Source organism: Paenibacillus sp. YYML68, assembly GCF_027923405.1.
GTDB lineage: Bacteria > Bacillota > Bacilli > Paenibacillales > NBRC-103111 > Paenibacillus_G.
On sequence record NZ_BQYI01000001.1, the window covers coordinates 4,938,074 to 4,953,076 of the forward strand.

At 56.3% G+C, this 15,003-nt stretch carries 12 protein-coding genes; 2 read left to right on the forward strand and 10 right to left on the reverse strand.

Going from position 1 to position 15,003, the window contains the following annotated elements; translation table 11 throughout:
* Nucleotides 1-93: 93 nt before the first annotated feature.
* The 4 genes from PAE68_RS22075 to PAE68_RS22090 all read right to left on the reverse strand — a co-directional run bounded on the left by PAE68_RS22075 (nucleotide 94) and on the right by PAE68_RS22090 (nucleotide 4,518).
* Entirely contained in the window at nucleotides 94-984 is an 891-nt protein-coding gene (locus PAE68_RS22075; protein WP_281890584.1) for a carbohydrate ABC transporter permease, read from the reverse strand.
* A gap of 12 nt (nucleotides 985-996) precedes the next feature.
* Nucleotides 997-1,890, reverse strand: coding sequence for an ABC transporter permease (locus tag PAE68_RS22080; protein WP_281890586.1), 894 nt, complete (start codon nucleotides 1,888-1,890; stop codon nucleotides 997-999).
* Between the two features lie 77 nt (nucleotides 1,891-1,967).
* The gene (locus PAE68_RS22085; RefSeq protein WP_281890588.1) at nucleotides 1,968-3,362 is read right to left on the reverse strand and encodes a sulfatase-like hydrolase/transferase; all 1,395 of its coding nucleotides are present in this window, start codon (nucleotides 3,360-3,362) and stop codon (nucleotides 1,968-1,970) included.
* A 247-nt stretch (nucleotides 3,363-3,609) separates the two neighbouring features.
* On the reverse strand, nucleotides 3,610-4,518 hold the full coding sequence (locus tag PAE68_RS22090; RefSeq protein WP_281890590.1) for a helix-turn-helix domain-containing protein: 909 nt from the start codon (nucleotides 4,516-4,518) through the stop codon (nucleotides 3,610-3,612).
* Between the two features lie 198 nt (nucleotides 4,519-4,716).
* On the opposite strand from PAE68_RS22090, the gene PAE68_RS22095 reads away from it, so the two are divergent.
* Nucleotides 4,717-5,145, forward strand: coding sequence for a hypothetical protein (locus PAE68_RS22095; RefSeq protein WP_281890592.1), 429 nt, complete (start codon nucleotides 4,717-4,719; stop codon nucleotides 5,143-5,145).
* A gap of 39 nt (nucleotides 5,146-5,184) precedes the next feature.
* Here PAE68_RS22095 and PAE68_RS22100 read toward each other — a convergent pair whose 3' ends face one another.
* The 5 genes from PAE68_RS22100 to PAE68_RS22120 form a co-directional block, all read right to left on the reverse strand.
* Nucleotides 5,185-6,648 carry a sulfatase family protein gene (locus tag PAE68_RS22100; RefSeq protein ID WP_281890594.1) on the reverse strand — a complete coding sequence of 488 codons (1,464 nt, stop codon included), beginning with the start codon at nucleotides 6,646-6,648 and terminating at the stop codon, nucleotides 5,185-5,187.
* Between the two features lie 39 nt (nucleotides 6,649-6,687).
* A complete protein-coding gene (locus tag PAE68_RS22105; protein WP_281890596.1) occupies nucleotides 6,688-9,717 on the reverse strand; it encodes a glycoside hydrolase family 2 TIM barrel-domain containing protein in 3,030 nt (1,009 codons plus the stop codon).
* Nucleotides 9,718-9,786: 69 nt separating this feature from the next.
* Entirely contained in the window at nucleotides 9,787-10,425 is a 639-nt protein-coding gene (locus PAE68_RS22110) for a bifunctional 4-hydroxy-2-oxoglutarate aldolase/2-dehydro-3-deoxy-phosphogluconate aldolase (protein ID WP_281890598.1), read from the reverse strand.
* A complete protein-coding gene (locus tag PAE68_RS22115; protein WP_281890600.1) occupies nucleotides 10,422-11,408 on the reverse strand; it encodes a 2-dehydro-3-deoxygalactonokinase in 987 nt (328 codons plus the stop codon). The genes PAE68_RS22110 and PAE68_RS22115 overlap by 4 nt, the downstream gene beginning before the upstream one ends.
* A gap of 82 nt (nucleotides 11,409-11,490) precedes the next feature.
* Nucleotides 11,491-12,912 (reverse strand): aldehyde dehydrogenase family protein, encoded by a 1,422-nt coding sequence (locus PAE68_RS22120; RefSeq protein WP_281890603.1) that lies wholly within the window; start codon nucleotides 12,910-12,912, stop codon nucleotides 11,491-11,493.
* Between the two features lie 195 nt (nucleotides 12,913-13,107).
* On the opposite strand from PAE68_RS22120, the gene PAE68_RS22125 reads away from it, so the two are divergent.
* The gene (locus tag PAE68_RS22125; RefSeq protein ID WP_281890605.1) at nucleotides 13,108-13,881 is read left to right on the forward strand and encodes an IclR family transcriptional regulator; all 774 of its coding nucleotides are present in this window, start codon (nucleotides 13,108-13,110) and stop codon (nucleotides 13,879-13,881) included.
* Nucleotides 13,882-13,945: 64 nt separating this feature from the next.
* Here PAE68_RS22125 and PAE68_RS22130 read toward each other — a convergent pair whose 3' ends face one another.
* Nucleotides 13,946-14,842, reverse strand: a complete 897-nt coding sequence (locus PAE68_RS22130) for a hypothetical protein (protein ID WP_281890607.1) — start codon at nucleotides 14,840-14,842, stop codon at nucleotides 13,946-13,948.
* Between the last annotated feature and the right edge of the window lie 161 nt (nucleotides 14,843-15,003).

Consider the following 15,003-nt stretch of genomic DNA (forward strand, 5'->3'; position numbering starts at 1 on the left):
ACCTATTGACCTCCCATATTGTAGTTCATCGTGATCGCTCTAGCTGTACTTTGTTGCCCCTTGTTGAACTTGCATCTATTCATGAATGCGCAGTCAGCCTTTGACTGAGCCGATCATGACACCTTTGACAAAATATCGCTGCAGGAACGGATACAGCACCAGCACCGGCAAGCTTGAGACGATGACCATGCCGTACTTGATCAGCTCCGCCACCTTCTGCTCCGCCACCGTATCGGCTGACCCGTCGATCATATCGAGCTGGGCCTCGCTGATGATTAAGATTTTGCGGAGAATGATCTGCAGTGGATGTAGACTGACGTCATTCAAGTAAATGAGCGCCTGGAAGTAGGAGTTCCACATCGCCACCGCGTTGAACAAGACGATAACCGCGATAATCGGCAGCGACAACGGCAGCACCATCCGGGTGAAAAACTTGAGATTGCCGCAGCCGTCCATCATCGCCGCCTCCAGCATCTCCTGCGGAATCGTGCTCTGGAAGAACGTGCGTACGATGATCAACTGGTAAACGCTTACAGCACCTGGTATAATCATCGCCCACATCGTGTTCACCATGCCCAAATTTTTCACGAGCAGGTACGTCGGGATGAGCCCTCCGTTGAAGAACATCGTGAACAGAATGAGCATCATGATCACGCCTGAGTAAGGCAAATCCTTGCGTGACAGCGCGTAGCCGCCGGTAATGGTGAGCACGACGCGGAACGTCGTACCGAATACGGTATAGATGATCGAGTTCCAGTAGCCCTGCCAGATCTCCGCATCGGCGAATATGCGCTCGTACCCGACCCATGTCATCTCCCGAGGGAGGAACGCAATCTTGCCCGCATTGACCAGGTCAGGGTCGCTGACTGAGGCGATCAGAATGAAGTACAGCGGGTACACAATAATGAAGAGCAGCACCGCGAAGAACAGGACGTTCACCGTATCGAATAGTCGATCCGCCTTGCTTCTGTTCCAAGTATCCATCGCTTTCCCCTCCTACCACAGGCTCGACTGGCCGAAGCGCTTCGCCAGCATATTGACGGTCAGCAGCAGCACGCAGTTAATGACAGAGTTGAACATACCGATCGCCGCTGAATAGCTGTATTGGGCGCCGAGTAGTCCGCTCTTGTACACGTAGGTCTGGATGACCTCGGCAGAGCCGACGTTGAGCGGATTCTGCATCAGATATACTTTCTCGAAGCCGACCGACATGAAGCTGCCGACGTTCAGGATGAGCAGGACGATGACCGTCGGCATAATGCCCGGCAGATCAATATGGAGGATGCGCTGCACCTTGCTCGCGCCATCGACGACGGACGATTCATGAAGCTCGGGATTAATCGAAGTAAGCGCTGCCAAATATATGATCGTTCCCCAGCCCGCATTCTGCCACACACCGGACCAGACGAAGATCGAAGCGAACCAATCCGCCTTCGCCATGAAGAAGACGCTCTCCATGCCTAGTGAGGTCAACAGCTGGTTCACAATTCCGTTGCGCGGCGACAGGAACAGATACAGCATTCCGACGATGACGACGGTCGAGATGAAGTGCGGCGCGTACGTGACCGTCTGCACGACCTTCTTGAACCGCTTGCTGGTCAGCTGGTTGATCAAGAGCGCCAGGATGACCGGGATCGGGAATAGCAGCAGCTCATAGAGGCTGATGACGAGCGTGTTCGTCAGCACCTCCCAGAACTTGTAGCTGTCGAAGAACCGCTCGAAGTGGGCGAAGCCGACCCACGGACTGCCGTCGATTCCTTTGAACGGCGTGAAGTTTTTGAAGGCAATCTGCAGCCCGTAGATCGGCCCATACTCGAATATGGCGAAGTACGCAAGCGCCGGCAATAGCAGCAGGTACAGCTCGTAGTAGCGTTTGACCTTATTCAGCATGTCATTCCCCCCTCGAATCGAAGCGATCCCCCGTCCCCCCGACGTTCCGAGGAGACAGCTCTCACTCCCTTGCGGCCCTACACGTTCGGCGTCTTGTAATTCCATAGCGTATCCCACTTCGGAATCGCTCTGTACATGTTGTTCAGGATGAGGCGGGTGCCCTCGAGCTTATGCTCGGCATAATCCGGCTCATCCCACAGGTTGACACGCTCCAGCGGGTCCAGCTTCAGGTCATACAGCTCGCCGTACTCGCGGTTCATATAATGAATCGTCTTGATGCCGTCCTTGACGACACCCTTGATCTCGCCCGCTTCCATATATACATGGTCGCGTACCTTGAGCTCCTCGCTCGCGTCCCAGTAGCCATTGTACGGATAGTTCGACAGACGGGCTGGCACCTCGGCTTCGGCTGCTCGCAGACACGTCGCGGCAATATCAATGTTCGTCACCGGATCGTCGACGCGCACACCCTTGAACCCCGCGACCGGCGGCTTCACGAACAGCGGCACTCGCATGAGACTGTCCGTTAAGCACTGCAGCTTCTCCACCAGGCCGAAGTCGCCCATGAAGTCGCCGTGATCGGACGTGTAGATGATCAGCGTGTTATCGTACTGGCCCGTCTCCTTCAGAATGCGAATCACTTCGCCGATCTTCTCATCGATGAGCGTCATGTTCGCATAGTACGAGCGCTTCGTGCGCAGGAACGCCTCCTCGGAGAAGTTGTTCAAGTAGATGTTCGCGTACGAGCCCATCTCCTTGAAGTGCCCCGGCTTCTGGTCGAGATCCTCGTAGCTCGTCGCCGGCTTGCGCAGCTGCTCCAGCTCATAGCCCTCGGCATACCGCGTCCCTTCACAATCGTACGGATGGTGCGGCCCCGGGAACGATAGTGTGAAGAACCACGGCTGTTCGTCCTGCTGCTCCGCCCGCTTCGTCAGCCACGCCTTGCCCAGCTCGCCGATGAAGTAATCGAGGTGATGCTCCTCGGCCACCTGCCACGAGCCGCCACTGATCAGCCCGCCAGCCATCACCGTCTTCGGGTCGATGCCATGCTGCGCCAGATAGTCGTGATACGACTTCACATATTCATAAGGAGCATGGGCGCTATGCCCGTCGATGATGTTCTCCTCATCATAGCCTCTCTCGATACCCGATCCGGCAAAATGCTGCTTCCCGACAACCGCCGTGTAGTAGCCCGCCTCCTGCAGTCTGCTCATGAACGTCTTCTCGTGCTCTGGCAGCATTGTGATGTAGGTCGGACATTCGCACTCCGACGGAAACTTGCCTGTCATGATCGCCGCGCGTGACGGCACACAGGACGGATTGGCGCAGTACGCTTCGTTGAAATATACACTGTCCTGTATAAGCTGATCCAGATTCGGCGTCCGAATCTCCGGATTCACGCATGAGAATGTGTCAGCACGCTGCTGGTCGGTCATTAAGAATAAAATATTGGGTCTCTTCTTCAACTGCATCTCTTACCCCTCCAATCGGCACCTTACGGAGTGACACTCTGTAAGCGTAACCAATTTTATATATCTACCGTGTATTTACATATAGTTTAACAAGGGTTCAGTTTATATGTCAATGTTAAAAATAAATATAGATCATTAGGGACAAGAAAACGCCGACCTGCTGCATCGCTGCATGCTGATCGACGTCTACCTATTCCCTTCGTTCCTTGCTCGCCCTGCGGCTACTGCTACGAGCTACTGGCTACTCCTAGTCCTTGGACGAGTAATCGTAATAGCCCCGCTTCAGGAACGACGTCGGGCTATGTCCGGTCACCTGTCTGAACACGCGGGTGAAATAGTACGGGTTCGCGTAGCCAAGCCGCTCGCTAATCTGCGAGATGTTCAACGAGGTCTCTCCGAACAGCCGGATCGCCTCCTTCATCTTCTGCTCCATAATGTACCGCTGTATCGATAGACCTGTCGCCTGCGAGAAGGCGCGGCTCATGTACGAATAGTTCATCTGCAGCGCCTGCGTCAGATCCGCTGACCGGATCGTGCTGTACAGATGCTGATGCACATATTTCTTCACATCATGGACGAGTCGGCTGCCAGCCTTCGTCTTCTCCGTCATCTCACGGTGCAGATCGACGAGCAGCTCCAGAACGCCGATATGCAGCTTCAGGCCATCGTAGGCGGTGCGGCTGTCATAGTGATCCAGCAGCTTATTGAGCCGCACACACATATGCTGGAGGTCCGCAGACTCCACCAGCTTCATGCGAATGACCGCCTTATCGGGCAGCACGGGCCCATGCAGAGAGCTGCCTTGCAGCTCCCACGCCTCGTCCCCCTCCTGTCCCTCCTCCAGCGCCGCGGGCGTGAACGTGATCCAATACCACTCCGATCCGGCCGGGGTCCTCCGATGACCATAATGGCGCACGCCATGCTTCATGAAGAAGGCTTGTCCCGGCGTGACCTCATATTCAACTCCGTCCTCTATAATGTGCACGAGCCCCTTGCGCACGAAGATCATCACATCGTTATCTATGATGCGGTCCATGTGCGCCCACAGGTCGCTCGTCCGATACAGTCCCATGTCCTCGATGCGGGGGAACGTATGTACGCAGAACGATACCCGGTGGTCCAGCGCCGTATCGTGCTTATCGCTGCCAGTAGTCAACCTCGATCACCTGCCTTGCCCGAGATGCTGTATACCTATGGTGTTCTCCTCCATCATTTTACCAAAGACGTGGAGCACTTTTCACCTTATGGATGAGCATTAACTTCGAAGTACAGGATGGAGCAATTCATACAGCATTCTAAATTACATATGGTAAAATAGGGTTTAGTTGGGATTTTGTTTATGGGAGGAACTATCATGCCGAAAATAATAATAACCGCCATTACGTTATCTATACCATTCAGCATCCTAAATTTCAGCGCGTATATGAAAGGAATAGCACCTGATTTTACTCAGGTGCTATCTTCATCACTTTTTGTTTTTCTCTGGTTCATTTCCAGTCTATTCTCAGGATATCTTGGAAAGTTTGTTTACTTGAAAGCGGCAACTTCATATTGGGTTGTAGGCATGTTGGTAGTCGCACTTGGTTATTTTGCTCACATAGGCGTAGTCTTCGTTCCAAGTGTACTCATATTTGCCGGCCCCCTGTATGGTCTCAAACATTATCTTGGTACGCCACCAGGTATTCTTCTAGTATCGTACACGATCCTAATCAACTACACACTCATTATAGTAGGCTATTTAGCTGGCAAGCATCTCAAGAAGATATGGCTCCACCTTCGATGACCGTAACTCATCATCTCACCTAACGAGCCTCGCATCCACTTAGATAGCCGGAACAGACGGATGCCAGATGACGTGCACATTTTGCCCGATCTGAATAATCCGATCCATCAGCCTCTTCATCAGCTCTTGCTTCACGCTCTGCAGGTCCTCACGGGACCACAGGTTGTCGCGCTCCTCCGGATCGTTCAACAGATCGTACAGCTCGCCGTACTCACGCTCCGCATAATAGACCAGCTTGTACTGCTTGCTCCGAATGCCGCGAATGTCTCGCGCCTCAAGGTAGATGTCCTCCCAGCGCTCTGGCTCGCCGTCCTTGTCGAAGAACTGGGTCAAGCTGCGCGGCGACATGTTGCCCGGCACCTCGATGCCGCCAGCAGTCAGGCACGTAGCCGCGACCTCGACGGAGCTGACGAACGATTCCTCGCGGTACCCCTCGAAGCCAGCCACAGGCGGCTTAATGAAGTACGGGATGCGCATGAGCTGCTCAGACACGCACTGCATCTTCTGCGCCATGCCGAAGTCGCCCATGAAGTCGCCGTGGTCGGACAAGTAAATAATCATCGTGTTGTCATACTCGCCAGCGCTCTTCAGCGCCTCGACGACCTCACCGACCTTGCGGTCGATGAGCGTCACGTTAGCGTAATACGACTTGCGCATCAGACGAAGCTCGTCATCGCTCATGCGCGACACGATCTTCTTCGCCTCGGGGTCAATCTCGCAATATCTGCGCAGCAGGCTCTGGAAGTGGCCCGGCTTCTTGAAGATGTCCTCTGGCTCCGTCGTCGGCAGCGACAGCTTCGACTCGTCGTAGAGCGCCTCATCGGGCAGGCCGATCCCGTCGAACGGCGTATGCGGCCCCGGGAACGAGAGCGTCAGGAACCAAGGCTCCGACGGACGGCTGTTCTGAATCCACTCGACGCCGCGGTTGCCCACGTACGCGTCGATATGGTACTTCTCCTCAACCTTCCAGCGGTACACTTCCTTCGTCGCTCCGACCTTCTCGAACAGCTGTGCGCCCTCGGTGAAGCCGCTGTCGGCGAGGAAGCTGACGTAGCTCGACACCCGGTCCGATACGGTCAGATGCTGCGGCAGACCGAATTCGCGCTCGTCCAACTCCTTGCTGATCACCTTCGGCGGGAAGTGCTCGTCGACGATATCCATATAGTCGTAGCCCTTATCCACCTTCGTCTTCCAGAAATGCTGCTTGCCGATGACCGCCGTATGGTAGCCGTTATCGCGCAATATGCTCATGAACGTCTGCTCGTAGTCCGGTAGCGGCGTCATGTACGTCGGGGCGCCGCACTGCGACGGATACCGACCTGTGAAGATGGCCGCTCTCGCCGGAATGCAAGACGGGTTAGACGTATAACCGTTCGTGAAGACGACCGACTCGGCCGCCAAGCGGTCGAGATGCGGTGTCAGAACCTCGGGATTGCGGTAACCAATCGCGTCGTGACGCTGCTGGTCGGTCATAATGAATAAAATATTAGGCTTCTTGCTCATCGTTACCTCCGATACATCTATCGAAATATGGCGCTATCCCTACTCGTCTTCCTTCAGCACGGGAACGATCCGCAGCTCGAACGCAAGCTCCGTATCGCTCAGCTGGTACTGCTCCAGCAGCTCTGTACCGCACGAGCTGGAGCCGATGCCGTTCATCTTGTGGTCGAGCGAGACGATCGTCTCCTTACGACGCTTCAGCTCATACGTATGCGCCGCCTCTGTCAGATCCTCCGCCGTGTAATGCAGCGCCTGGAACGAGAACTCGCCGCCCGGGCTCGTGAAGGCTAGACCCATGCCGAGCGCGTTGGCGACTGTCGCCCATTCCGTACCGTAGTGGGAGCCGTTCTCCTGCGGCACGACGTACGATTGATGCATCGCATCCACCGTGCTCGCGAACTTGCCCTTACGCACGTACTGACGCTTGTCGATGTAGCTCTCGTGCGGACCGTAGCCGAAATATTCGACGTGCTCGTTGCCCGCAGGCATCGTCAGCTCGAGTCCGAAGCGCGGCAAATATGGCATGCCCTCGCGCACCTGCACCATCGTATGAACGGCAATGGCACCTGTGCCATCGAGTGTCCACATCGCCTTGCCGCGCAGCACCGGCTGCTTGATCGGGCACGTCAATGCGAATTCGACCTCGATCTGCACCTGGCTCGCCGTGGACTGCACGACCTCAGCGCGGTACACCTTCATGAACACGCGGTCGAATCCTTCCTGACGCCACAGCACCTTGATCTTCCGGTCGTTATCTGCAGGAGCACGCCATATGTTGAAGCGTGGAGTTCCCTGAATGAGCGGTACGCCGTTCTTCGTAATCTGCGTCGGCATCCCGGCATGCAGGTCGAACACGTGACGGAAGTCGAAGCCTGTCACGATGACCTCTGTGCCGGACTGCTCCACCTGCAGCGGCGCCAGCTGTGGCGCTGCCTCCGTCTTCGCGCTTGCAGCCTGCGCCACCGGGAGCTCGAACTGCTCGCTCGTCAGCTCATGGCCTGCCACCGCCCAGCGCTTGTCGGTACGCTGCGCCGCGCTGATATTCAGGAACCAGCGTCCAGCTGCTTCGCCTGCAGGCAGCTCGTACGGCACGACGACCGTCTCGAACTGGTGCGGTCCCGTCTTCAGCTGTGGCAGCACGCCCTGCTGCACCAGCTCGCCGTCGCGCTCGACGCTCCAGGTCAGGACGACGTCCGACAGGTCGATGAAGTCGTAACGGTTATGCACACGAATCGCGCCGGCAGCCAAGTCTGCGGCTGCGAAGGCGATTGGGGCGATGACCTTTTTCAGCTCGAGCAGGTTCGTATGCGGCTTGCGGTCCGGGCTCACGAGTCCGTCGATGCAGAAGTTGCCGTCGTTCTGTATATCGCCGAAGTCGCCGCCATAGCCGTAGTACGGCACGCCGTCCGCGGTCTGTGTCAAGATGCCGTGATCGCACCATTCCCAGACGCAGCCGCCCATCAGCTTCGGATACTTGTAGATGACGTCCCAATAATCCTGTAGGTCGCCGCAGCTGTTGCCCATCGCATGGCTGTACTCACATTGCAGCAGCGGCTTCGTCATCGTCTCGTCCTCGCCGTAGGCGATCAGCTCCTGAACGGTCGCATACATGCGGCTGTTCACATCGAGGCAGCTCGTATCCGGATGCCCCTTGTACTTCAGTGCGGCTCCCTCGTAGTGGACCGGTCTCGAAGGATCACGCTCCCGCGTCCAGCGGGCAATCGCGATATGGTTAACGCCGTAGCCGGACTCGTTACCCATCGACCACATGATGATGCACGGATGATTTTTGTCGCGCTCGACCATCCGGACGGCACGATCGAGGAACGCGTGCTCCCAGTCCGGGTTTTTGGCCAGCATATGGTAGTCGCCTCCAGCGTGCAGCACACCGTGAGCTTCAATATCCGCCTCATCGATGACGTAGAAGCCGTGCTCGTCGCACAGGTCGAGGAAGCGCGGATCGTTCGGATAGTGCGCCGTACGGATCGTGTTCACATTGTGACGCTTCATAATCATGAGATCGTCGATCATATGCTGCAGCGGGATCGTCTGACCGAACTCTGGATGCGAGTCGTGACGGTTCACACCCTTCAGCTTGATCGCCCGGCCATTCACCATGAACACGCCTGTCGGCTCGACCCACACCTTGCGCAGGCCGACGTTGACGTGCAGCGACTCCTGCGCACCGTGGATGCGCAGGGCATACAGATACGGCTGCTCCGCACTCCACAGCACCGGCGACTCGACCGGGAAGCTCACTGTACCAGAGCCTGCAATCCGAAGCTGTGCCTCGCCTACCGCTTGACCGTTCGCATCCAGCAGCTCAACCTGCACGTCCAGCTCGCCTACCGTCTCGATGTCGACATGTACCGCAGCTTGAGTGAAGTCGTCCGACAGCTCCACGCGGTGGAACACGTCCTGCACCCGTGCCTGGCTGCGACCCAGCATATATACATCGCGGAAAATACCCGAGTAGCGCCACGCATCCTGATCCTCCAGGTACGTTCCATCACACCACTTCAGCACGAGCAGAGCCATCCGGTTGCTGCCGCTGCGTACATAAGGCGTCAGGTCGAACTCAGCCGGAATGCGGCTGCCTTGACTGTAGCCGACAAACTGACCGTTCACCCACAGGTAGAAGCAGGAGTTCACGCCCTCGAACACGACGTGCGTCTGCTTCTCCTGCCAGCTGTCGCGCACCTGGAAGTCGCGTACATACAGTCCGGCTGGATTGCGGTCCGGTACGAATGGCGGGTCGCACGGAATCGGGTAGTTCACGTTGCAATATTGCAGCTGGTCGTAGCCATTGGACTGCCAGCACGAAGGCACGAGCAGGTCATCCCAGCTACTCGCATCATAGCCTTCCTCGTAGAACAGCTCCTTCACCTCGCTCACGCTTGGATAGTAGCTGAACTTCCACTGACCGTTCAACGTCTGGTAGTATGGCGAACGGCTGCGCTTGCGCGACTGCGCCGCCTCACCGTCGGCATAAGGAATATAATAAGCGCGAGGCGCCTCGCGGTTGACATGCAGTACATTCAAGTCTTCCCAATACTTCTGAATAGGTATCATTGCGCTTCCCCTCCTGGAATCGTTGGCTTCGTATATGTTGAAACTATGCCGCTCTAGCGGCATGGTTATCTACTTCGTGATCGAATGAACGCTAGTCGTCATCTGGAGCGCACGGCTCGTAATCGCCGCATAGTCGTCCCGCTGTATATCGGCGGCAGACACGAGGCTGCTGCCTGCGCCGACGCCGACGGCTCCCGCACGAATATAATCGGCTGCATTGCTCTCGTTGATGCCTCCTACGGCGATCAGCTTGCACGTATGCAGCGGTCCGAGCAGCTCCTTCACATAGCCCGGTCCGAGCGACGAGCAAGGGAACAGCTTCACGAGAGGCGCTCCTGCCTCCATCGCACGGACGATCTCGGTCGGTGTCATCGCGCCAGGCATCGGCACGACCCCGTGCTCCAGCGCCGTCTCAATGACACCCTCATTCACATGCGGCGAGATGAGGAATTGCGCCCCCGCCTCGATTGCCTGCTTCGCCTGATCCCGGTTCATCACCGTGCCTGCGCCCAGCAGAAGCCGCCCCTCGAACGTCTTCGACATCGAAGCGATGCCCTCCAGCGCTCCCGGCGAGTTCAACGTAATCTCCGCAAGTCGCACGCCGCTTTCAACCAGTGCCTCAAGCACGCGCTCCAGCTTGCCCGGTGGTACGTTGCGAAGAATCGCTACGACCTTATGTTGTTCGATATACGCTTGAAGCTCCATCATCCTTCTGTGACCTCCTTATAACGCTTATACAGCATCGACGCCCCGTATACACTTAGCAACGCCGACTCCTCCTCCGGCACGACCTCGACGCTCAGCTGCGGATAACGTTGCTGCAGCACCGGCGCGGCCAAGGACGGATACAGACTGCGTCCGTACAGCACGATGCGGCTCACGCCCTGCAGCAGCTCCTCCGTCAGCATCGCCAGATCGAGCGCGATCATGATGCCGAGCATGAAGCTGGTTGCCGCCTGCTTACTCTGCTTACTCAGCACCTCGAGCGTGCGGACCGCGAACAGTGCGTGTCCAGCGCCGTACGTCTCGACCGCCTCGATGCCCTTGCTCACCCACTCCTGCTCAGGCTGCACCTCATCGAGCGTCACCAGGCTGCTCTTCAGCAGTGTCTGACCGGCCACCGCCATGAACAGCTCGCCCGTCACCGACGTGCGGCAGCTGACGACCTGCTGCTGCTCCAGCTTGATCCACTTATGATGGGAGCCGTAGTGCATAATGAGCTGCGCTTCACGAACCGCCTCTGGACTTGCTGTATGGCCGAGATAGCCGTACACCTCTGTCTCCTCGCCGCGCAGCATGTCGCAGGCTGCGACCTCCTCGCTGACGAAGCGGATGCCCGGCACGAACACGATCGGCTTATCACACAGCTCAGGGAAGGCGACAGGCTTCATCCCTCTAGCCAACGCCTCCAGATCCACAGGACCGTCGAGATGCGGGAGCTCGTACAGCCCCGCGTTCGACGTAATCATGCCTGAGGCGAGCAGCCCCTCCACCTCTGCCATCTCCTCTGGACGCTCATGCCGAAGCTGCTCATAGCTCTCCTTCAGCGCCCGCTCGAGCGGCAGCGTACTACCTGCGATCGCGACGTCCTTCGCTCCGATCTGCCTCGTCACACTGGCAGCTACCGTATCACCGTCCACGAGACGCATCCTGCAATTCGTCGTTCCGCAATCTATGACGATCAGCTTCATCGTTCCTGCTCTCCCCCTCATGCTTGCAACGAATAGCGGGCAGATCTGCATCCGCCCGCCATCGGTGTTGTATGATTTATTTTTATTTCCGAATCGAGACACGCTTCAAGTAGTAGTACTCCTCGAGACTGTAGGACGAGCAATCCTTGCCGATTCCGCTCTCCTTCACGCCTCCGTGCGGCAGGCTCACCGAATATTGCGGACCGTTCACGCACACCGTACCGACCTCGAGCGAATCAGCGACACGGAAGATGTCTTGAATATTCGAGCCGTACACATACGAGGCCAGACCGTGCTCACTGCTGTTCGCCTCACGAATGACCGCATCCAGATCGCTGTAGGACATAATCGGCATCACTGGGCCAAAAATCTCCTCGCATCCCAGACGCATGCCCGGCTTCACATCGGTAAGCACCGTAGGCTCCACGTAGTAGCCCGTCTCCATGCCAGCAGGCGACTTGCCGCCTGCCTTCACCGTCGCGCCCTGCGCCACAGCCTCCTGGATGAGCCCGAGCACGCGCTCCTTATGTCCTGCCGAGATCATAGGCCCCATCTGCGCCTGTGCCTCACGGCCCCAGCCGAGCGTAATGCTCTTGGCCTTCTCGGTCACGATGTCGACGAACGTATCGTAGATCGACTCATGCACGAATACCCGGTTCGGCGATACGCAGATTTGTCCAGCGTTGGCGAACTTCAAGCCAGCCATCTGATTGGCCGCCTGCACCACATCCGCATCTGGCAGCACAATCACCGGCGCGTTGCCGCCGAGCTCGAGCGAGAAGCGCTTGATCGACGTACTCGACTGGCCGATAACCGCACGACCTGCTGCGCTCGAGCCGATCAGCGTCAGCATGCGCGGTATCGTGCTCGTGCTCAGAACCGAAGCCAGCTCCAGCGTGTCGCCCGCGATGAAGTTAAGCACCCCCGCCGGGAAGCCGATCTCCTCGGCGATGCTGCCGATCAGCAGCGTCGTGAGCGGCGTCAACGGCGAAGGAAGTACCACTCCCGTACAGCCAGAGGCGAGGATCGGACCAAGCTTATACCCCAGGTTCAGCAGCGGGAAGTTCCAGGTCAAGTAGCCGACCACGACACCGACAGGCTCTCTTGTGATGAAGCTGCGGCAGGAGCCGTCCTCCTCTTCCATGATGCGACCATGCAGCCGCTTCGCTTCCTCGTAAAAATATCTCAGGCAGCGCGGCAGCATGTCGAAGTCTTCCTCCGCTTGTACGAGCGGCTTGCCCGTCTCGCTCATCAGTACGTCGAGAATATGCTCGCGCTTCGCCTCGATCGCTTGTGCCAGCTCCTCCATCCATGCGCCCCGCTGCTGCAGCGGCAGCTTGGACCATGCCGGGAATGCCTCCTGCGCAGCTACAAGCGCAGCCTGCGCCTGCTCCTTCGTAGCTGCCAGCAACGTGCCAGCCTCCTGCTCGGTAGCAGGGTTGCGAACAGACAACGCTGCGCCTGAGCCTTGAACCATCACACCACCAATATAATGTGCGTACATTGTCCCCACGTCCTTAATTGAGTATATAAAATATAATTCTATATATAAAATTGTAACGGTAGCGTTTTCAGCTGTCAACTTATTTTTAAATAGGAAGAACAAATTTATATGTAACTATCGCTTGAACTAACTGTTTATTTTTAAACAACATATTTATATAATATTAACACGGGTCGATACTGGAGGAGATTGCATATGCTTATCAAGAAATACAAAGCGCCAGCAGCCGAAAAAATGCTAGACATTATCGAGCTGCTGACGAAGGAAAATAAATATTTCAGCGTCACCGAAATCAGTCAACGGCTCGGCCTAACGTCGAACTCCGTCTTCCGTATCATGAAGGAGCTGGAGGACAAGGAATATATCGAGCGCAATGCGCAGGACAGCACATACCAGCTGACCGCTAAGCTGTACTTCCTCGGCAGCTCAATCGGCAACCGCCTCTCCCTGCACAGCATTGCGGCGCCGTCCATGGAGCGTCTGAGCGAGCTGACGAGGGAGACGACACTGCTCACCCGGCTCGGCACGCGAGGCACGACGCTGCTGCTGCATCAGCTGGAGAGCCCTGAGCCAGTCAAGTTCCTGTCTGCAGTCGGCGTCGAGTATGCGTCCCATTGCTCCGCGCTCGGCAAGTCGATGCTCGCCTTCAGCTCGCCAACGCTCGTAGACGCTTACCTCGAACACCATGACCTGCAGCCGGTCACACGCCATACGATCACGGAGCGCGAGGCGTTCCTGAAGGAGCTAGAGGCTGTTCGGCAGCTCGGCTGGGCAACAGATATGGAGGAGTCGTGCGAGGGCTTGCGCTGCATCGGCGCTCCGATCCGCAATCCGCACGGCGAGGTGGAGGGCGCGATCGGCATCTCTGGTCCGATCTTCCGCATGTCGAAGAACCATATACGGCGGTACGCGGAGCTCGTGATGCAGGAGGCGCGGTATATCTCGGAGCTGCTGGGGTATCAGGATTAGAAGTTTTCGCCAATGTCATTTCCGGTAAAAAAAATCAGCCGCCAGAAGCGACTGATTACTCTACCTATGTTGACGCACCATTGAAACCCTCGAATAGTTGTTCTGTAATCACTTGGGGCTCTAGCATAGCTGCCCCTTTCGCCGTAAACAATGACTGCTTGCGAAGTGTAAATTGCCCCTCGTTCCATTCATATTCGTACTGCATATACCCAATAGGGTAATTCCGATGGACGCCGGGAATCAGCTTGACCAGCTTGATTACAGCCGCTGCATGCTCGCTTGCTTGTTCAACATTGATCGTTGTAAACCATTTGGCAGGTTGGAGTTGCTGCGCAATATTTGGAGCTTCAACCGCTTGTTTGTAAAGTGTTTTGTACTCCTCATTATAGAAATCAATCTGAAAATCACTCGTAAAGCCAGTAGCTCGATCTTTGATATGGATATGGCCCACTTGATCGAATTCAACCTCGTAACTTCCTGCTTGCTCCATCGGAAGCTCCGCCGAACTGAAGAGAGTATTTAATTTCTCTCCTTGCTTGCCAAGGACGAGAAGCTGCCATCTGTCATCGATTGGACTCGAGACCGTTTCCTCAGATGCATAGTAATGAATGTGAACTGCGAGCGCCTTTTGTCCCTTGGTGTCCAAATTAAGTACTTGAACAGATTCTGGATAGCCTACCTCCTCGAAAGGCACCACCAGCTTGTCCTTCGCTGTTTCTGCACGAAGCTCAATCGGTGGGACGTTGCTATAGCTAAGCTTTACAGCCTCAGCTTGCGATGCCCCACTCCACGAGATCGTCATATCAGTCAACACTTTGAACGGCTTGCTTGGGGACTGCTGCTCCATCTCTTTGTGCTGCGCTCGGTTCGGGTCCGATACAGGCAGCGCCTTCGGTCCGCAAGCGGTGAACAGCACAACAGACAATAACCCCGTCCACAATAGCTTCTGCCTTCTTCTCATTCGTATCCTGCTCCGCAATTAATGAATCCCCCATTTTATCTTTTTCACTTTACCTTATGACTTTCTGTTCGACTTATCTATAATTACCAGGTAGTTTGCGCCAGTCAAGAGACCCCCCTCGAAAAATGCCAGTTGAATCCCTTTTCCATCCACATTAGACC